19 protein-coding genes are annotated in these 17,666 nt (G+C 64.8%); 6 read left to right on the top strand and 13 right to left on the bottom strand.

Annotated elements, in window-relative coordinates:
* Positions 1-13: 13 nt before the first annotated feature.
* The 6 genes from ACQY7X_RS07365 to ACQY7X_RS07340 form a co-directional block, all read right to left on the bottom strand.
* Entirely contained in the window at positions 14-1,420 is a 1,407-nt protein-coding gene (locus tag ACQY7X_RS07365; RefSeq protein ID WP_428249214.1) for a sensor histidine kinase, read from the bottom strand.
* Positions 1,410-2,882 carry a sensor histidine kinase gene (locus tag ACQY7X_RS07360; protein ID WP_428249212.1) on the bottom strand — a complete coding sequence of 491 codons (1,473 nt, stop codon included), beginning with the start codon at positions 2,880-2,882 and terminating at the stop codon, positions 1,410-1,412. The genes ACQY7X_RS07365 and ACQY7X_RS07360 overlap by 11 nt, the downstream gene beginning before the upstream one ends.
* Positions 2,882-4,357 carry a sensor histidine kinase gene (locus ACQY7X_RS07355; RefSeq protein ID WP_428249211.1) on the bottom strand — a complete coding sequence of 492 codons (1,476 nt, stop codon included), beginning with the start codon at positions 4,355-4,357 and terminating at the stop codon, positions 2,882-2,884. The genes ACQY7X_RS07360 and ACQY7X_RS07355 overlap by 1 nt, the downstream gene beginning before the upstream one ends.
* The gene (locus ACQY7X_RS07350; protein WP_428249209.1) at positions 4,335-5,783 is read right to left on the bottom strand and encodes a sensor histidine kinase; all 1,449 of its coding nucleotides are present in this window, start codon (positions 5,781-5,783) and stop codon (positions 4,335-4,337) included. Before ACQY7X_RS07350 ends, ACQY7X_RS07355 begins: the two co-directional genes overlap by 23 nt.
* A gap of 71 nt (positions 5,784-5,854) precedes the next feature.
* Positions 5,855-6,667 carry an enoyl-CoA hydratase/isomerase family protein gene (locus ACQY7X_RS07345; RefSeq protein ID WP_428249208.1) on the bottom strand — a complete coding sequence of 271 codons (813 nt, stop codon included), beginning with the start codon at positions 6,665-6,667 and terminating at the stop codon, positions 5,855-5,857.
* 6 nt (positions 6,668-6,673) lie between these two features.
* Positions 6,674-7,048, bottom strand: a complete 375-nt coding sequence (locus ACQY7X_RS07340; protein ID WP_428249207.1) for a carboxymuconolactone decarboxylase family protein — start codon at positions 7,046-7,048, stop codon at positions 6,674-6,676.
* A gap of 125 nt (positions 7,049-7,173) precedes the next feature.
* Between ACQY7X_RS07340 and ACQY7X_RS07335 the strand changes: the two genes are divergently transcribed.
* Together ACQY7X_RS07335 and ACQY7X_RS07330 are read left to right on the top strand one after the other, a co-directional pair.
* Entirely contained in the window at positions 7,174-7,674 is a 501-nt protein-coding gene (locus tag ACQY7X_RS07335; RefSeq protein WP_428249206.1) for a TIGR00645 family protein, read from the top strand.
* 10 nt (positions 7,675-7,684) lie between these two features.
* Positions 7,685-8,872 carry a hypothetical protein gene (locus ACQY7X_RS07330; protein ID WP_428249205.1) on the top strand — a complete coding sequence of 396 codons (1,188 nt, stop codon included), beginning with the start codon at positions 7,685-7,687 and terminating at the stop codon, positions 8,870-8,872.
* 177 nt (positions 8,873-9,049) lie between these two features.
* Here ACQY7X_RS07330 and dnaQ read toward each other — a convergent pair whose 3' ends face one another.
* Genes dnaQ through ACQY7X_RS07295 form a run of 7 tightly spaced genes read right to left on the bottom strand, consistent with a single transcriptional unit; the run spans position 9,050 to position 13,416 of the window.
* Positions 9,050-9,739 (bottom strand): DNA polymerase III subunit epsilon, encoded by a 690-nt coding sequence (gene dnaQ, locus ACQY7X_RS07325; protein WP_428249204.1) that lies wholly within the window; start codon positions 9,737-9,739, stop codon positions 9,050-9,052.
* 3 nt (positions 9,740-9,742) lie between these two features.
* On the bottom strand, positions 9,743-10,357 hold the full coding sequence (coaE, locus tag ACQY7X_RS07320) for a dephospho-CoA kinase (protein WP_428249203.1): 615 nt from the start codon (positions 10,355-10,357) through the stop codon (positions 9,743-9,745).
* A complete protein-coding gene (locus tag ACQY7X_RS07315; RefSeq protein WP_428249202.1) occupies positions 10,354-10,731 on the bottom strand; it encodes a type II toxin-antitoxin system VapC family toxin in 378 nt (125 codons plus the stop codon). Before ACQY7X_RS07315 ends, coaE begins: the two co-directional genes overlap by 4 nt.
* On the bottom strand, positions 10,728-10,997 hold the full coding sequence (locus tag ACQY7X_RS07310) for a type II toxin-antitoxin system Phd/YefM family antitoxin (protein WP_428249201.1): 270 nt from the start codon (positions 10,995-10,997) through the stop codon (positions 10,728-10,730). The genes ACQY7X_RS07315 and ACQY7X_RS07310 overlap by 4 nt, the downstream gene beginning before the upstream one ends.
* A 55-nt stretch (positions 10,998-11,052) precedes the next feature.
* On the bottom strand, positions 11,053-11,913 hold the full coding sequence (locus tag ACQY7X_RS07305; RefSeq protein ID WP_428249200.1) for a shikimate dehydrogenase: 861 nt from the start codon (positions 11,911-11,913) through the stop codon (positions 11,053-11,055).
* Positions 11,910-12,515 (bottom strand): Maf family protein, encoded by a 606-nt coding sequence (locus ACQY7X_RS07300; protein ID WP_428249199.1) that lies wholly within the window; start codon positions 12,513-12,515, stop codon positions 11,910-11,912. The genes ACQY7X_RS07305 and ACQY7X_RS07300 overlap by 4 nt, the downstream gene beginning before the upstream one ends.
* Before the next feature lie 28 nt (positions 12,516-12,543).
* On the bottom strand, positions 12,544-13,416 hold the full coding sequence (locus ACQY7X_RS07295) for a pyruvate, water dikinase regulatory protein (RefSeq protein ID WP_428249198.1): 873 nt from the start codon (positions 13,414-13,416) through the stop codon (positions 12,544-12,546).
* Between the two features lie 396 nt (positions 13,417-13,812).
* On the opposite strand from ACQY7X_RS07295, the gene hemE reads away from it, so the two are divergent.
* From hemE to ACQY7X_RS07275, 4 genes are all read left to right on the top strand, one after another.
* Positions 13,813-14,874 carry a uroporphyrinogen decarboxylase gene (gene hemE / locus ACQY7X_RS07290; protein WP_428249197.1) on the top strand — a complete coding sequence of 354 codons (1,062 nt, stop codon included), beginning with the start codon at positions 13,813-13,815 and terminating at the stop codon, positions 14,872-14,874.
* A gap of 26 nt (positions 14,875-14,900) precedes the next feature.
* Positions 14,901-15,917 (top strand): ferrochelatase, encoded by a 1,017-nt coding sequence (gene hemH / locus ACQY7X_RS07285; protein ID WP_428249196.1) that lies wholly within the window; start codon positions 14,901-14,903, stop codon positions 15,915-15,917.
* 30 nt (positions 15,918-15,947) lie between these two features.
* The gene (gene hemJ / locus ACQY7X_RS07280; RefSeq protein ID WP_428249195.1) at positions 15,948-16,373 is read left to right on the top strand and encodes a protoporphyrinogen oxidase HemJ; all 426 of its coding nucleotides are present in this window, start codon (positions 15,948-15,950) and stop codon (positions 16,371-16,373) included.
* Positions 16,374-16,440: 67 nt separating this feature from the next.
* Positions 16,441-17,661, top strand: a complete 1,221-nt coding sequence (locus ACQY7X_RS07275; RefSeq protein WP_428249194.1) for an efflux RND transporter periplasmic adaptor subunit — start codon at positions 16,441-16,443, stop codon at positions 17,659-17,661.
* Positions 17,662-17,666: the final 5 nt, after the last annotated feature.

The raw sequence follows: 17,666 nt of genomic DNA, 5'->3' as shown, positions 1-17,666 counted from the left end.
TCTGTCGATGACTTCAGGCTGCCTGCTGCGGCACCAGGCTGGGCAGCCGCAGCACGGCCAGACGGCCCGGCCCGGCGGCCGCACCGCAGAGCAATTCGCCGCCCTGCGCTTCCAGCAGCCGCCGCGCGGTAATTTCGCTCAGGGATTCGCCATCATTGGCCTGGGCATTGCCTTCCAGGATCAGTTCGGCCGCCATCTCGCCGCCCTCCGCCTTTGCCTGGCGCAGCAGCAGTTTCAGCGGCACGGGCTGCGGCCCGCCACCATGCATCCCGGCGCCATGCAGCGCGGCATCCACCAGGCTGGCAATGGCGATGCGGGTGAGATCGGGATCGCCCTGCACCATGCAGCGCTGCGGCAGGTCGAGATCGATCCGGGCGGCCTGCTGCTCATCCAGCCCGACATGCCATTCATCAAGCTGGTCGGCCAGATCGAAAGCCTCGCGGCGCGGTTCGCCCAGGCCGCTTTGCAGCCGCTCCTGCGCCAGGAAGGCATCGATCATCAGCCGCAGCCGCTGGCCTTCGTTGCGCATCGCCGCCACTTCGCCCAGCTGCGGCGCCGCTTCCGGCTTGTTCGACAGCGTGATGCCGATCATCTCGGCGGCGCGGTCCATGATCGCCAGCGGCGTGCGGAATTCATGGCTCACCATGTCGAGGAAATGCCGCTGCTCGCGCCGCGCCGCACTTTCCTCGGCCAGGGCGGCGGCCAGTTCGGCCTGCAGCAGCCGGCGCTGATCGGCCTCGCGCAGCAGCATCTCGTTCTGCTGCACCAGGGCATAGGCCAGCCGGCTGCCGAGCAGGGCAACGATGCCGATGAAGAAGAAAGCGGCGTAGAGGATGAATTCCAGGAAGTAGACGCCGCGGATGCCGGCTGGCACCAGGCTGTTGCCGGTGAGGATTTCCTCCAGGCCGTCGATGAAGCGGAAAGTGGAGAAGGCGGCATGGAACAGGTTCAGCGCCGTGATCAGGCCGCGGATCACCTTGGGCGCCTGCTGCGCACCCCAGGCTTCACGCGCGCAGGCCAGCGCGATGCCAATGCCGAACACCGCGCCGATGGCACCGATCCAGCCCATATGGCCGGGTACGAACAGGGCATAGAGCGGCCAGGCGATGATGTTCAGCGCATAGAGCCCGATGGCAATGCGCCAGGGGCGCGGCCGGTCGGCCATGTCGGCGAGCGCGAACAGGGTGAGCACCAGGCCACCAACCCCAAGGTAATTCGCCACCACATCGCTGATCCAGACATTGACCTCGCCGCGCAGGCTGACCAGCAGCAGGCCGGGCACGAACAGCAGCGAGGAGATGAACGAGGTTTTCACGCCGGGCGTATGCGGCTGGTTGCGCCAGATCAGCAGCCAGCCGATGCCTTGCAGCAGCAGCACCGCCGCCAGCACCACCGCAAGCGTCTTTTGATCAAGCAGCATGGTTTCCGCTCCTGTGCAGACCGGTTCCCGCCTGATCGGATTCCGGCGCGTTGTCGCGCTGGCCCGAAAGCGGCAGATAGACCGTGAAGATGGTGCCCTGGCCGGGCTGGCTGTGAACCGTGAACCGCCCGCCATGCCACTGGATCAGGCGCGCGGCACTGAACAGGCCAAGCCCGGTGCCGGGAATCGTGGCGGCATTGCCGGCGCGGAAGAAGCGCGTGCCGATGCCGTGCAGATCCTGCGCCGGGATGCCGATGCCGCGGTCAGCGACGCGGATTTCCGCTTCCTCGCCGGTGATCGAGAGGCTGAGCGCCACCGGCTGGTCGAGCGGGGAATATTTCAGCGCGTTATCGATCAGGTTGGCCAGCGCCAGCGATAGCATGGCGGCATTGGCCTGCACCCGCACCGGGATTTCCGGCAGGCGCAGATGGATGCGGCCGGGACGGTCCGGCGGCTGGCGCTGTTCGGCCAGATCGCCCAGCAGGCCGCCGAGTTCCACATCATCCTGCGGCAGCTGCGCCATATGCTCGGTCACCTGGCGGTCGAGCAGGAATGTATCGATCAGCGTGCGCAGCCGGTGCGCGGCAGTGACGATGGCATGCGCCCTGCCGGCAACCGCCGGATCCGCCGTCAATGCCTCGGCACGGCCGATCACGCGCAGCAGCGGGCTGCGGAAATCATCGGCGATGCGGGCGATGAAGCCGTGCTGCTCGCGCCGCAAGGCGGCTTCCTGCGACAGGGCAGTATCGAGCTGACGCTGTATGTTCGCGCGCTGCTGCAATTCGCCGACCAGCTGATCGTTGCGCTGGCGCACATTGCGGTGCAGCTGCAAGCCCAGCAGCACGCCGAACACGATGCTGACGGCGATGGTGGCGACAATATTCTCGCAGGCCCAGATCAGGCGGCTGAGCGACGGATCCATGACGCCCTCATGTACCGTGTCGCCGATGCCGGACAGGCCACGGCCGAGGCTGAAGCCGGCATGCAGCAGCCAGGCACCGGCGCAGACGGCGCGCAGGTTGCGCGGCAGCGCGGCGCCCCACAATGTCCAGGCCATGCCGAAGGCCAGCGCGGCCAGCAGCGGCGTGTTGAGCAGGGTGCGGTAGCCGCGTTCATCGGGCCAGAAGCCGAGCAGGAACGGCCAGACCACGGCCAGCAGCGCGGTGCTGCCGTAGACCAGACGGGTCTGGCGTGGGCGGTGCAGCAGATCGGCATGGGCGAACTGCATCAGGCCGGCGCTGTAGATGAAAATCACATTGGCGACGTAGCTGGAAATCCAGGCCGGCAACACATCGCGCAGCACCAGCAGCACCACGCCGGCGCCATTGAGGATGATCGATGCTGTCCACACATTGAGGCCCGGCTGCTTCGGCTGCACCCGCCACACGATCACCCAGGCAATGCCGTGGATCAGCATCAATGCCGCCTGCACGATCAGCAATGTGCGCAGGTCCAGCAGCATCAGGCCCCCTGCTGCAAGGGCAGGTGCACGGTGACCCGCGTACCCTGTTCAGGCGCCGAGGACACCAGGAAACGGCCGCCATGGAACTGGATCAGCCGCGCGGCACTGAAGAGCCCGAGCCCCGTACCCTGCACATTCGCGGTGTTGCCGGCGCGGTAGAAGCGCTTGCCGATGGCGCCAAGGTCGCTTTCCGGGATGCCGATGCCACGATCCTGCACCGTCACCACCGCTTCACCCTGCTCGCGCCGCAGGCTGATATCCACGGCGGCATCACTGGCGGAATATTTCAACGCATTGTCCACCAGGTTGCCGAACACGATGGCCAGCATCGCGGCATCGCCATGGGCGGTAACGGCTTCCTGCGGCGCTTCCAGCCGCAGCCGCTGCCCGGCATTGGGCCGACCGCCGGGGCGGCCATGCTCGCGCAGCAGATTGCCCAGCAGCGCGCCCAGTTCCACGGCTTCATGGCGCATCTCGGCCATGCCGTTGCGGATGCGGCGTTCGAGCAGGAAGGTGCGGATCAGCAGTTTCAGCCGCGCATTGGCGCCGCTGATGGCATCCAGGCGCGGCATGATCTTCTCGCGGATATCCGCTGACGCGGCGCGCAGCGCCTCGGTATGGCCGGCGATGAGGCGCAGCGGGCGGTCGAATTCATGGCTGACGCGGGTGATGAGTTGCTGCTGCTCGCGCCGCATCGTCGATTCACGGCTCAGCGCACCGCGCAGCTGCACCTGCAGCATGCGCTGGGTGGCGATGATTTCGGTGAGGGCCTGATTCTGGTTCTGCGCATCGCGGGTCAGGCGGATGCCGAGCAGCATGGCGAAGACCACTGAATAGACAAACAGGGCGATGGTGTGCTCGAAGGTCCAGAACACATTGTAGAAATTGCCCAGCATGTAGGGTGTGCCGTCCGGCGTCAGCAGGCCATCGACACCGCGCACCGCCAAGGCCATGAAATGCAGCCAGGCGAGGACGAAGATCGGCCCGCGCGCATGCCATTCAAAGCTGGTATCGGTGTAGACCAGCCAGGCGAGGGTGAGGAACTGCATGCCGGCGAACAGCGCGTAAAGTACGATGCGGATGCCGATATCATCGGGCCGGGTGAACCAGAGATACGACCACAGCACCAGGGTGAGCAACGCCAGGCCATAGAGCAGCAGGCGTGGCCGCGGCCGGCGCAGCAGATCGGCAATGGCAAAGATCGTGAAACCCTGGCCCAGGATCAGGACCACATTGGCCAGCACCACCGAGAGCCAGCCATCGATCATGCCGCGCAGCGCCAGCAGCACCAGGGCCGCCGCGATCATCACGATGCCAAGCGTCCAGATCCGCAGGCCGGGCAGCCTGGGATGCGACAGCCACAGCATCACCCAGGCGAAACTGGCGGCGGCGGCCAGCCCGCTGGTGACAAACAATATGGTGCGGATATCCAGCATCAGGCCGCCATCGCCTTCATGCCGCCGCCACCGAGTCATGCAGCGGCAGATGAACGGTGATGCGCGTACCCGTCTCGGGCGAGGAATCGACCAGGAAGCGGCCGCCATGGAACTGGATCAACCGTGCGGCGCTGAACAGGCCAAGCCCGGTGCCGGGCACATTGGCGGTGTTGCCGGCGCGGAAGAAGCGCCGCCCGATGGCGCCGAGGTCACGTTCCGGAATCCCGATGCCCTGATCCTGCACGATCACCACCGCCTCGTCATGCTCGCGGGCGAGGCTGACATCCACCGTGGTCTCGACGCCGGAATATTTCAGCGCGTTGTCGATCAGGTTGCCGAACACGATCGCCAGCATCGCGGCATCACCGCGCGCCGTCACAGCAGTGTCAGGCCGCGTCAGCCGCAGCCGCCATTCGGCGCCGGGCCGGCCGCCGGGCCGGCCATGCTCGCGCATCAGGTCGGCGAGCAGCGCACCAAGTTCAACCGGATCACGGCGCATCTCGGCCATGCCGCCATGGATGCGGTGGTCGAGCAGGAATGTATCGATCAGCGTGCGCAGCCGCTGCGCCGCCGCACCGATGGCATCCAGCCGGGGCTGGATGCTGGCCTGCAGCGGCGGCGGCAGATTGCCAAGCCGTTCGGCGTTGTGCGTGATGCCGTGCAGAGGCTCGTCGAAATCGCGGCTGACCCGGGTGATGAAGCGCTGCTGCTCGCGGCGCAGGCTCGCTTCGGCATCCAGTGCCGAGCGCAACTGGCTCTGCAACCCGCGCTGGGCTTCGATCTCCTCGGCCAGAGCCAGATTGCGGCGTTGCAGATCTGCGGTCAGGCGGGCACCCAGCAGCACAGCGAAGGCAACAGTAAAGGCAATCACCGACAGCGTGTTCTCGAACGCCCAGAAGATATTCATGGCGGTGCCGCGCAGATAGGCCGCACCCTCGCTGAGCAAGGCGCCGCTGACACCATGCAGCAGCAATATGCCGGCATGGAAGATCGAGAACACGATACCCGGCAGCCGCTGCAGATGCGGCAGCGTGCGGTCGCGGATCAGCATCCAGCCAATGTAGGAAAACAGGCTGATGGCGAAGCAGGCATAGATCGTCTGGCGCAGACCAAGTTCATCCGGCCAGCCGAACCACAGCACCGGCCACAGCACGGCGGTGAGGCCGGTGATGCCATAGCCCAGCCGCTGGGGCCGCTGCTGCCCCAGCACATCGGCGAAGGCGAACATCACCAGCACCTGGCCATGCACCGCCAGCAGGTTGCCGACAATCACCGAGAGCCAGCCATCGACCACGCCACGCAGCGCCAGCAGCACCAGGCCGGCAGCAGCGCAGATTGTGGCCAGCAGCCAGGTGCGCACGCCAGGCAAATGGCGCTGGCCGCGCCAGACCGGCAGCCAGGCAAGGCTGACGCCGATGGCGAGGACGAAAGTGGCGAAAATCAGGGTGCGGACATCAAGCATCATCCGCAGCTATAGCACAGAATCCCGCCTAAACAGTTACCGGGCCACCCTGAATAATTGCCGGGGTTGTGTCCTTAAAGCGGCGCCGTGCGGCTGAAGGCGGGGGGGCGCTTTTCGCGATGCGAGGCCAGGCCTTCCCGGGCATCGGGGCCGCCGAAACCGAGCATTTCCAGCGCCAGCGAGGCATCGAAGCTGGGGCCGGCCATGCGCAGCCAGTTATTCAGGGCATATTTGGTCCAGCGCACCGCCGTGGGTGAGCCGGCGGCCAGCTTCTGCGCCACTTCCAGGGCCTTGGGATACAGCTCGGCCTCATCGACGCAGAGCGACACCAGGCCGATCCGTTCGGCTTCCTCGCCGCTCACCGGCTCGCAGAGCAGCAGGTGATACTTCGCCTTGGCCATGCCGCACAGCAGCGGCCAGACGATGGCGGCATGGTCGCCGGCGGCGACGCCGAGGCGGGTATGGCCATCGATGATGCGGGCATTCTTCGCCGCGATGGAGATATCGGCGAGCAGGCCGGCCACCAGGCCGGCACCCACCGCCGGGCCATGCATGGCCGAAACGATAGGCTTGGAGCAGTTGATGACGTTGTAGACCAGGTCGCGGGCTTCCTTCCAGGTCCGCGTCACGGTATCGAAATCCCGCGTCATCTGCTCCACCATGGCGAAATCGCCGCCAGCCGAGAAGCCGCGCCCCTCGCCGCGCAGGATCACCGCTGCCACATCCGGGTCTGCATCCACCACGCGCCAGATCTCGGCCAGTTCGCGATGCATCACCGCGTCAGCAGTGGGCAGCTTGCCGTCCTTGGCGATCATGGTGATATCCAGCACCCGGTCGGCCGGGCGGCCGATGCGCAGGCTGGTGAATTCGGCATACAGGTCGGTCATACGGTCTTACTCCGCCCCTTGAGCTTTGCCGGCCTTGTGCGCCTGGTACTGTGCCACCGCATCCATGGCGCGGGCGGAATAGACCATGGCGGCACCGGCATTGATCGAAATCGCCACGCCGAGCGTTTCGGCGATCTCGGCTTCGGTCGCCCCGGCCTTCAAGGCCGCCGCGGTATGCACGGCGATGCAGCCGTCGCAGCGCAGCGAGATGGCAGCCGACAGCGCGATCAGTTCGCGCATCTTTTCGCCCAGCCCGCCAACCTGCTTGCCCGCGCCGTTCATGGCGCGGTAGCCGGCCACCATATCGGGGTTGAGCTGAGCAATCGTGCCGACAGCCCCCGCGAGTTGTTTGCGATACTCGTTCCAGTCCATCATGCTCATGGCGTTCTCCCGTTTTTCATGTCGTGGCCGTCATCTTGGCGTAAAGCCCGGCCCCTGGTCCAGCGCCCGGCGTTTCGCTATTCTCTGGCCGGAGTTGCACCACAGTTACAGCCCAGGGATATGGCATGATGGAACATTTATTGGAGAAGGCGATTTTCGGCAGCCGCTGGCTGATGGCGCCGTTCTATCTCGGCCTCTCCTTCTGCCTGGTGCTGCTGCTGGTCAAGTTCGGCCAGGAATTGCTGCATGTCACCCCGGCGGTGCTGAGCATGACCGAGTCAGAGGTGGTGCTTTCCATCCTGGCACTGATCGACCTGTCACTGGCCGGCAACCTGCTGCTGCTGGTGATTTTCTCCGGCTATGAGAATTTCGTTTCCAAGATCGACGTGGCCGACCACAAGGACCGTCCCGAATGGATGGGCAAGGTGGATTTCTCCGGCCTTAAATTAAAGCTGCTGGCCTCCATCGTGGCGATTTCGGCGATCCAGCTGCTGCGCGCCTTCATGAACATCCAGTCGATCGACCAGGTGCAGCTTGCCTGGCTGGTCGGCATCCACATGGCCTTCGTGGTTTCCGGCGTGCTGCTGGCCTGGATGGACCGCCTCACCGAGGCACACCACCACTAGAGCAACCCAGATGCGGCGGCGCTCCCTGTTATTGCTGCCGCTGCTCTGGCTCGCCGCCTGCGCCGATAGCGCGCCGCCGCCCGCTGCCGCGCCCGAGCTATGGCGTGAAATGAAGGATGCCGGCTTCGCCCGGCATCGCGGCGGCGTGCCGCATACCGACCGCCTCGGCCTGCCGCGCCAGAGCCTGGATCCGGCGCGCTCGCTGTTCGCCCTGGTGCTCGACAATGCCATGGTGGATTACCAGCGCGGGGTGCGTTTCGGCTTCGCCAATGCCGCCGCCGCCGGCTTCAATGGCATTGCGCCCTGGCCGCAACAGCCGCGCGAGGCGATATTGCAGGCCGCCGCCGGTTCGCGGCTGCTGGCGGTGATGCCGCGCGCCCGGCCGGGCGAAACGGATTCTATCGAGATCGACGACATCGCCTGGTTCGATCCGGCCAATATCGACCTGGTGCGGCTGTTTCCCTTCCACAGCAACAGGCCGGCGATCCTTGGCGGCAGGGAGGGGTTGAGTGCGCTGCGCCAGCGCGTAGCGGCGCAATCGGAAGCCGCGCGGCCCCGGCCGGTCTGGACCGTGCTGCAGGCTTTCGCCGCGCCGGGAGAGGAGCGCCGCCTGCCGACGCCGCAGGAAGCGCGCGCCCTGGCCTATGGCGCTTTGGCGGAAGGCGCCAGCGGCCTGGTCTGGTTCGCCGAGGACAGCTATGCCAGCCGCAGCATCGGCGCGCTCGGCATCGCGCCAGGTCCGCCGCTGGATTACGGCGTACAGGTTTTCGGCGAGAACCCGGCCCGCATGTTGCAGCCGACGCCGAACCAGGTCGCCGCCGCCGGCAGCCTGTGGCAGGCGATTGCGCGCATGAACCGCGAGATCGAACGCCTGACACCGGCCCTGCTGAGCCACACGGCGATGTTCGATTACCGCGTGCGGCTGCTGCCGCTGGATAACGGCGTGCCTGCCGATGCGATGCCATCGGAAGGCACGCCTTTGCGCCTGCTGCTGAAAAGTTTCGATGATCGCTACACGCTGCTCGCCGTGAATGTCACCGACCGGCCCTGGAAGCTGAACCTGCTGCTGCCACAGCCGATGCGCCGCATCGAGCGCTGGTTCGACAATGATCCGCCGCCGGCCTTGCAGCGCGGCGGTACCGAGATCGAAGAAGATTTCCCGCCCTACACGGTGCGGGTCTATCGGCTGTCGCCGTAAGAGACAGCAAGAACCAAGAACGCTTTCTATTTTTACTGTCATACCCGCGAAAGCGGGTATCCCATTCCAGTATCAAATGGGACCCTCTGTAAGCGCGCGAACGCAGAAAGCGTTCGTGGGCGCACAGGCCCGAAGGGCTGGCGCGAGGGTGACACCGGGGAATTACAGCAACAATCCCTAATCCGGCTTGAGCCAGATCGGTTCCTTCAGCTTGGCGATGAACTTGGCATGGGCCGCCAGTTCTTCCTCGCTGGCGGCATGGGGCCGCACCGGCCGCGCCGGGCCGCGCGGCGCCGCCACCGGCGCCAGCGCCATCGGATCGTTATCGAGGCCGGCGAGGCTCAAGCCCTGCTGGCGGCCGCCGACCAGTTCGAGATAGACCTCGGCGAGCAATTCGGCATCGAGCAGGGCGCCATGCTTGACGCGGCCGGAATTGTCGATGTTGAAGCGGCGGCAGAGCGCATCAAGCGACACCTGGGCGCCGGGAAACTTGGTGCGCGCGATGCGCACCGTGTCGATGCCGCGCGCCAGGCCGATGGCCTCGCGGCCGATCTTCTTCAGTTCGGCATCGAGGAAGCCGATATCGAAAGCGGCATTATGGATCACCAGCGGGGCATCGCCGATGAAGTCGATGAATGCATCGACGACCTCGACGAATTTCGGCTTGTCGCGGAGGAATTCTTCCGACAGGCCATGCACGCGGAAGGCTTCTTCCGGCATGTCGCGTTCAGGGTTGATGTATTTGTGAAAGGTCTTGCCGGTGGGCAGATGGTTGATCAGCTCCAGGCAGCCGATTTCCACCACACGGTCGCCTTCCTCGGGCCGGATGCCGGTGGTTTCGGTATCGAGCACGATTTCGCGCGTCATGGTTCAAATCCCCCCGGTCAGCCGCGCCACCAGCGCGCGCACCTGCGCTTCGGTATCTGCCATATCGGTGCCGGTATCGATCACTGTATCGGCCAAGCTGCGTTTTTCCGCATCCGGCACCTGCTTGGCCAGGATGGCGGCGAATTTCTCTTCCGTCATGCCCGGCCGCGCCAGCACGCGGGCGCGCTGCTGTTCCGCCGGCGCGCTCACCACCGCCACATGGCCGATGCCTTCCTGGGCCGCCGTGCTGCCACGCGCCCTGAAACCTTCGAATAGCAGCGGGATATCCAGCACCACCAGCTTTTCGCCGCGCGCGCGGGCGGCGCTAAGGAAATCCTGCCGCGCCTGGCCGACCAGCGGATGCACGATGGCCTCGATGCGCTTCAGGCTGGCCGGATCACGGATCACCTGCGCCGCCAAGACCGTGCGGTCGATGCCGCCGTCTTTCAGCGCCTCGGGAAATTCAGCCGCCATCGGCGCGACGGCAGCGCCGCCCGGGGCATAGAGTTCATGCACCGCCGCATCGGCATCGAACAGCGGGATGCCGAGCCGGCGGAACATGGCGCCGACGGTGGATTTGCCCATGCCGATCGAACCGGTGAGGCCGAGCAGAATCATGCGTTCATCACTTTCACATCATAGCGCATCATGCTGGCATCGCGCGTCACCAGGGTCAGCCGCTCGACCCGCGCCTGCGCCACCAGCATGCGGTCGAAGGGATCGCGATGCAGCTGGGGCAACTGGCGCACCGCTTCGATATGCGGCAGGTCGACGGGCAGCAATTCAAAGCCGTCATTGGCACAGAGGTCGAGCAGGTTGTCTGGCGCATCAAGTTTGCCCAGCGCATTCTTGATCGCGATTTCCCAGAGCGTGACATGGGAAACCACCACCGGATGCTCACCGCAGGAAATCGCTTCGTAAGTTTCCGGTGCGAAACGCTTGGTCTCGCTGCGCCACCAAAGCAGGGCATGGGTATCGAGCAGCAGTCTCAAACGTCACCGTCCGGGAAAATCTTGCTCTCAAGAAAATCGCGCTCGATCTCGGCATCGGCCTGATCGTAATCCGGTGCATACCAGACCTTGCCGGTCCATTCGCCGCCGAAACGACGGCGTGGCTTCTCTACTGCTTCCGGCACCGGCACCAGACGCACCTCCGGCATGCCGGCGCGGGCGATGATCACCTCTTCGCCGTCCTTGGCGGCCTGGATCAGCTTCGAGAGCGTGGTCTTGGCCTCGTGGATATTGACCTTGATCGTCATGCGGCCATGTTAGCTAACTTAAGTTAGCTAGTCTAGCTTAGCTAAGTTAGCTAAGCTAATCCGCCAGCACTGCCTCGCGCAGGCCGGGGGTCACTTCCGGCGCCACCCCGAACCAGGATTCAAAGCCCGGCCGGCCCTGGTGCAGCAGCATGCCGAGGCCATCCACTGTCGTATGCCCGCGTGCCCTGGCCTGGGCCAAAAGCCCTGTTTCCAGAGGTACATAGACGATATCATTGACCACCGCTGCCGCCGGCAGCGGCGCCAGATCAAGCTCCAGCGGCGGCTGCCCGGCCATGCCTAAGCTGGTGGTATTCACCAGCAGCCCGGCGCCTTCCAGGGCCAGCGGTGCCGCCGCCCAGTTCGCCACCGAGACCGGGCGATCGCTCAGCCCGCTCAGAGACTCAGCCAGGGCCTCGGCCCGGTCCACCGAGCGGTTGACCAGGGTGATGCCTGGTACGCCTTCATCCAGCAGGGCGATGCAGATGGCGCGCGCCGAGCCGCCGGCGCCGAGCACCACCGCCGGGGCGGCCTGTGGCTTCCAGGCCGGCGCGCCGCTTTTCAGGTTCTCGATGAAGCCGAAGGCATCAGTATTGCGGCCATGCAGGCTGCCATCGGGCCGCAGCGTGATCGTGTTCACCGCGCCGATGCGCTGGGCGCCGGGATCGATCTCGTCCAGAAACGGCATCACCGCTTCCTTGTGCGGGATCGTCACGTTGACGCCGCGAAAGCCCTCGGCCCAGCCAGCACGAAGCGCGGCGATGAATTCAGCCAGGCCTTCCGGCGGCACCGGTAGGCGGTCATAGCGGCCCTGGAGGCCATAATGCCGCAGCCAATAGCCATGCAGTTTCGGCGAGCGCGAATGCGCCACCGGCCAGCCGATCACACCAGCACGCGGTATCACGGGGTCGTCGCTCATGGCCGCACGATGCCGTTGTCGCGCAGGAAAACCAGCAGCGGCAGCAGCGGCAGGCCAAGGATGGTGAAGTAGTCGCCCTGGATGCGGCTGAACAATTGCACGCCGAGGCCTTCGAGCTGATAGGCACCGACCGAGCCGAGCACGGCCTCGCCAGCCTGCGCCAGATAGGCATCGAGGAAGCCTTCGGAGAAATCGCGCATGGTCAGCGTGGCACTGTCGATATGGCGCCAGACGATGCCGCCGGAGCGGGCGGCGACCACGGCAGAGATGAGCTGATGCGGCTTGCCGCGCAGTTTCAGCAATTGCTGCCGCGCCGCCGCGATATCCGCCGGCTTGTCATACCATTCATCCTCGCAGACCAGCATCTGGTCGGCGGCGATGATGAAGCGCTGGTCATTGGCCAAGTGCGGCAGCCGCGCCACGCGCTGCGCCTTCAGTTCGGCTAGGGCCTCGGCCGCCTGACGCGCCGGCGCCTGTTCGGCTTTCAGCGCCAGCTTGATTTCTTCTTCGTCGATCCGCGCCGGAATCGCTTCGATATCGAGGCCGGCAGCGCGCAGCATGCCGGCGCGCGCCTGGCTGGCGGAAGCCAGAATCAGACTCACAGGCCATACTCCATCACAGCATATGCCATTACAGGCAATCCCCGCCGGCCTGCTGCTCTTTCAGCTGCTCCTGGCGCTTGGCATAGAGATTGAGGATCGCGGCGGCGGTCTCTTCGATCGAGCGGCGGGTCACGTCGATCACCGGCCAATTATATTTGCCGCAGATTTTCCGCGCCTCGGCGACTTCGGCACGCACCTGCTCGATATCGACATAATCGGTTTCAGCCTGTTCGTTCATGCTGATCAGGCGATTGCGCCGCACCATCACCAGGCGGTCGGGCGAGGTGGTGAGGCCGACCACGAAAGGCTGACAATTGCCATGCAATTCGGTGGGCAGCGACAGGCCCGGCACAATCGGCACATTGGCGGTCTTGTAGCCGCGGTTGGCGAGATAGATCGAGGTTGGTGTCTTGGAGGTGCGCGACACGCCGACCAGCACGATATCGGCCTTGTCGATATCCTCGGTATGCTGGCCATCGTCATGGGCAATGGTGAAATGCATGGCATCGATGCGGGCGAAATATTCGGCATCGAGTTCATGCTGGCGGCCGGGCAGGTTGCGCGCCTTCTCACCGAAATATTTGCCCATGGCATGGATCACCGGATCGAGCACGGCGATATAGCCGATGCGGTGCTTGGCACAGCCTTTCACCAGGGCATCGCGCAATTGCGGATCGACCAGGGTGAACAGCACCAGGCCGCCGGTCTTGGCAATGGCATCGACGGTGCGCTGCATCTGCGCCGCCGTGCGCACCAGCGACCAGCTATGGATTTCGACTTCTTCGTGGGATTTCTGAAACTGCACCAAGCCGGCGGTGGCGACCGATTTCAGGGTCTCGCCGGTGGAGTCCGACACCAGATGGATATGCGGCGTACGCTGGGCGACGGTATCCGGCGACAAGATTGCAGCTCCAAGTCCGGCCTGTTGATAAACGGTATAACGTGGATAAGGCGGGGGTTATCCACGATCCGGTCTTTTTCATGCCCGCTTAGGTCAAATTCTGCAAGCAACGCCCCCGTTGCCTGCTGAATCCGTTACCCCCCTGTGGATAGCGGGGGAATGGCACAGAGGCGTCATGATTCCGTCGTTATCCAACTTATCCCCGGCTTTAACCTGCTGGAATCCTTGGGAGTCGCACAAGTTGTTGCAGGATATTGGGTTCCCAGACCAGGCCGCGACCAGGGTTGGGATGGAATCTGGCATAGCCGGCGAGGTTATAAGAATTCCCGTTATCCACCGGACCAACAACATCTCCAACTCTTTATTTTTAAAGTTAAATAGGAAAGGAATAGGGCCATGAGCACAGTCCTTCCTGCCAGTTCCAAACCCTTTCTCCGCGCCCTGAATGGCGAGCCCCAGGCCCGGCCACCGATCTGGCTGATGCGCCAGGCTGGCCGATACCTGCCGGAATACCGCGCCACCCGCGCCCAGGCCGGCAGCTTCCTGGACCTCTGCTACAATCCAGACTTGGCCACCGAAGTCACGCTGCAGCCGATCCGCCGTTTCGGCTTCGATGCCGCAATCCTGTTCGCCGATATCCTGCTGCTGCCCCAGGCGCTGGGCCAGGGCCTGGCCTTCAAGGAGGGCGAGGGGCCGGTGCTGGACGCGATCCGTACCGAGGGCGAACTGGTCAAGCTCAATCCGGGCGCCATCCACCAGCGGCTTAATCCGGTCTATGAGGCCGTGGCGCGGATTAAGGCTGCTTTGCCGGCCGAAACCACCCTAATCGGCTTTGCCGGCGCGCCCTGGACGGTGGCGACCTACATGCTGGAAGGCCGTGGCGGCAACGATCAGGCGGCGGCCAAGATGTGGGCCTATGGCAACCCGAAGGGCCTGGACCGGCTGCTGACCCTGCTGGCCGATGCCACGGTGGAATACCTGGATCGGCAGATCCAGGCTGGTGCCGAGGTCGTACAATTATTCGATACCTGGGCAGGGGTGTTGCCCGATGAAGCCTTCCAGCGGTGCTGCGTGCTGCCCGTGAAAATGATCATCAGCCGGCTGAAAGCGAAGCATCCGGGCGTCAAGGTGATTGCCTTCCCGCGCGGTGCCGGGGTGAATTATGCCGGCTTCCAGGCTGCGACCGGCGCCGATGCGCTGGGCATCGACTACACCCTGCCGTTGGCCTGGGCGCGCGACAATCTGTGGAGCCGGGGCACAGTGGTGCAGGGCAATCTCGATCCGCGCCTGCTGCTGGCCGGCGGCAGCATGATGGCCGATGCGGTGCAGCGGCTGCTGCAAACCTTCCAGGGCCGCAATTACATTTTCAACCTTGGCCATGGCATCCTGCCGGAAACCCCGGTGGCGCATGTCGAACAGCTCATCGCCCTGGTGCGCGGCGCCAACGCGGCGGCCTGATTCAACATGAAAACCCCATCCTGCCCATGAAAACCGCTGTCATCCTGTTCAATCTCGGCGGCCCGGACGGCCCCGAAGCCGTGCAGCCGTTTCTGTTCAATCTGTTCAATGATCCGGCGATCATCCGACTGCCCAGCCTGCCGCGCTGGCTGCTGGCCAAGCTGATATCGCGCCGCCGCGCCAAGGTGGCGACCGAGATCTATGCCAAACTTGGTGGCCGTTCGCCGATCCTGCCTGAGACCGAAGCCCAGGCCCGTGCCCTTGAAGCCGCGCTTGGCCCGGATTACCGCTGTTTCATTGCCATGCGCTACTGGAAACCGTTTGCCGCCGATGCGGCCCAGGCGGCCAAGGATTGGGGCGCCGAGCGGGTGCTGCTGCTGCCGCTCTATCCGCAATTCTCCACCACCACCTCCGCCTCCAGCCTGCTCGACTGGCAGCGCATGGCGGCTGCCGCCGGCCTTGCCCTGCCGACCGCGACGGTTGGCTGCTACCCCACGGAGGCAGGCTTCATCGCCGCCCAGGCTGCGCTGATCCGCGACAAGCTGGCCCAGGTGAGCAGCCAGCCGCACCGGCTGCTGTTCTCGGCCCATGGCCTGCCGAAGAAGATCATCACTGCCGGCGATCCCTATCAATGGCAGGTGGAACAGACGGCTGCGGCCATCGTGGCTGCGTTGGGTATTCCGGATCTCGACTGGCAGGTCTGCTACCAGAGCCGCGTCGGGCCGCTGGAATGGATCGGCCCGTCGACGGATGCCGAGATCGAGCGCGCCGGAAAGGACCGCAAGGCCATCGTGCTGGCGCCCATTGCCTTTGTCTCCGAGCATTCCGAGACCCTGGTTGAACTGGATATCGAATATGGCGAGCTGGCACATGAAAAGGGCGTGCCGGCCTATCACCGTGTCGCCACCGTGGGTATTGCGCCGGATTTCATTCAAGGCTTGGCGCGGCTGGCACGCGGAGCGGTCTATGATGGCTCGGTCTGCAGCCAGGACAGTCGCCGGCTTTGTCCGACAAATTTCAGCGGCTGCGCCTGCAAGGCCTGATATTCAAAGCGGCGAGAGGTAAGGATTCCCATGCTGTATGACTGGCTGAAGGCGCTGCATGTGATCAGCGTGATCGCCTGGATGGCGGGCATGTTCTACCTGCCCCGGCTTTACGTTTACCATGTCGATACCGAAACCGGCTCGAAGCAATCCGAGACATTCAAGATCATGGAGCGCCGGCTGCTGCGCGCCATTATCAACCCTGCGATGCTGGCGGCCTGGATTTTCGGGCTTTTACTGGCCTGGCAGGGCAATCACTGGTCGTCCGGCTGGTTTCACGGCAAGCTGCTGCTGCTGCTCGGCATGCAGCTGATCCATGCCGGCTATGCCCGCTGGCGCCGGCATTTTGCTGAAGATGCAAATACCCACACGGCGCGCTTCTATCGCTACATGAACGAAGTCCCCACCCTGCTGATGATCGGCATTGTGATACTTGTCATAGTGAAACCTTTTTAAACCCAAGTATGAGCGAATAAACCAATTCGCACTTGCGAATAGGCCGCGCCGCCCTATTAATGGCGCCATGCAAAATCATACTTCTCCCCGCTCCGCCATCGCCGCCGCCCTGGCGCTGATTGCTTCCCTTGGCTTCTCCAGCACGGCTGCTCTGGCCCAGATGGGCCCGGGCGGTCCGCCGCCGGTGACGGTGGCCAAGCCGGTGGTCAAGGATATCGTCGAGATGGACGAATATACTGGCCGCTTCGAGGCTTCAGCGAGTGTGGATGTGCGGGCGCGGGTGAACGGCTTCATCGACAGCATCCCGTTCAAGGAAGGCACCCAGGTCAAGGAAGGCGAATTGCTGGTGGTGATCGACCGCCGGCCCTACCAGGCCAGCCTCAATCAGGCCCAGGCCAGCCTCAATTCGGTGCAGACCCGTCTTGATCTCGCCAAGCTGGAATTCGAGCGTTACGAGCGCCTGGCGCGCAGCGGCACCGCAGCCGAAGCCCAGCTCGATCAGCGCCGGCAGGCGCTGCTTTCGGCCCAGGCCGATCTGGCCGGTGCCCGCGCCGCGGTGGAAACCACCCGGCTCAACCTGAGCTTCACCGAAATCCGCGCGCCGATCTCCGGCCGCATCAGCCGCAAGCTGGTGACCGAGGGTAACCTGGTGCGCGAGAACGAGACCCTGCTGACCACCATCGTGGCGCAGGATCCGATCTACTTCTATTTCGATATCGACGAGCGTTCCTTCCTGGCCTATCAGCGCCTGGCGCGCGAAGGCGCATCGAGCAGCAACGGTAACGGCGGTCGCTCGCTGGAAGTCGCCGTGGCGCTGGCCGACGAGAAGGGCTTCCCGCATAAGGGCAACCTCACTTTCACCGATAACCGCCTGGATGCCGCCACCGGCACCATGCGGCTGCGCGCCACGCTGGAGAACAAGGACCAGTTCCTCACCCCCGGCCTGTTCGGCCGCATCGCCGTGCCGGGCAGCCCGCAATACCGTGGCGTGCTGGTGCCCGATGAAGCCATCCTCACCGATCTCGGCCGCCGCTTCGTCTATGTGGTGGGCGATGACGGCAGCGTGCGCCAGCAGCCGGTACGGCTCGGCTCGCGCACCGACAATTACCGCATCGTGCGCGAGGGCCTGAAGGGCGACGAAACCGTGGTGATCAACGGCCTGCAGCGCGTGCGCATGGGCGGCGGCAAGGTGACGCCGATGCCGGTGCAACTGCCGGCGACCTGGGCCGGCCTGATGGCGCTGCCGGCTCCTAAGCCCCCGGGCGGCGCCGCCCCGGCGAAGCAGTAAGGCAC

This window comes from Ferrovibrio sp. (assembly GCF_965278975.1).
Taxonomy (GTDB): Bacteria; Pseudomonadota; Alphaproteobacteria; order Ferrovibrionales; family Ferrovibrionaceae; genus Ferrovibrio.
The sequence above is the reverse complement of the archived record's forward strand: the minus strand, read 5'-3'. Positions and strand labels throughout refer to the sequence as shown.

What these genes read in the sequence shown, in the direction of transcription:
- ACQY7X_RS07365 (WP_428249214.1), bottom strand. Translation starts at nt 1,420, where the DNA reads ATGCTGCTTGATCAAAAGACGCTTGCGGTGGTGCTGGCGGCGGTGCTG.
- ACQY7X_RS07360 (WP_428249212.1), bottom strand. Translation starts at nt 2,882, where the DNA reads ATGCTGCTGGACCTGCGCACATTGCTGATCGTGCAGGCGGCATTGATG.
- ACQY7X_RS07355 (WP_428249211.1), bottom strand. Translation starts at nt 4,357, where the DNA reads ATGACTCGGTGGCGGCGGCATGAAGGCGATGGCGGCCTGATGCTGGAT.
- ACQY7X_RS07350 (WP_428249209.1), bottom strand. Translation starts at nt 5,783, where the DNA reads ATGATGCTTGATGTCCGCACCCTGATTTTCGCCACTTTCGTCCTCGCC.
- ACQY7X_RS07345 (WP_428249208.1), bottom strand. Translation starts at nt 6,667, where the DNA reads ATGACCGACCTGTATGCCGAATTCACCAGCCTGCGCATCGGCCGCCCG.
- ACQY7X_RS07340 (WP_428249207.1), bottom strand. Translation starts at nt 7,048, where the DNA reads ATGAGCATGATGGACTGGAACGAGTATCGCAAACAACTCGCGGGGGCT.
- ACQY7X_RS07335 (WP_428249206.1), top strand. Translation starts at nt 7,174, where the DNA reads ATGATGGAACATTTATTGGAGAAGGCGATTTTCGGCAGCCGCTGGCTG.
- ACQY7X_RS07330 (WP_428249205.1), top strand. Translation starts at nt 7,685, where the DNA reads ATGCGGCGGCGCTCCCTGTTATTGCTGCCGCTGCTCTGGCTCGCCGCC.
- dnaQ (WP_428249204.1), bottom strand. Translation starts at nt 9,739, where the DNA reads ATGACGCGCGAAATCGTGCTCGATACCGAAACCACCGGCATCCGGCCC.
- coaE (WP_428249203.1), bottom strand. Translation starts at nt 10,357, where the DNA reads ATGATTCTGCTCGGCCTCACCGGTTCGATCGGCATGGGCAAATCCACC.
- ACQY7X_RS07310 (WP_428249201.1), bottom strand. Translation starts at nt 10,997, where the DNA reads ATGACGATCAAGGTCAATATCCACGAGGCCAAGACCACGCTCTCGAAG.
- ACQY7X_RS07305 (WP_428249200.1), bottom strand. Translation starts at nt 11,913, where the DNA reads ATGAGCGACGACCCCGTGATACCGCGTGCTGGTGTGATCGGCTGGCCG.
- hemE (WP_428249197.1), top strand. Translation starts at nt 13,813, where the DNA reads ATGAGCACAGTCCTTCCTGCCAGTTCCAAACCCTTTCTCCGCGCCCTG.
- hemH (WP_428249196.1), top strand. Translation starts at nt 14,901, where the DNA reads ATGAAAACCGCTGTCATCCTGTTCAATCTCGGCGGCCCGGACGGCCCC.
- hemJ (WP_428249195.1), top strand. Translation starts at nt 15,948, where the DNA reads ATGCTGTATGACTGGCTGAAGGCGCTGCATGTGATCAGCGTGATCGCC.
- ACQY7X_RS07275 (WP_428249194.1), top strand. Translation starts at nt 16,441, where the DNA reads ATGCAAAATCATACTTCTCCCCGCTCCGCCATCGCCGCCGCCCTGGCG.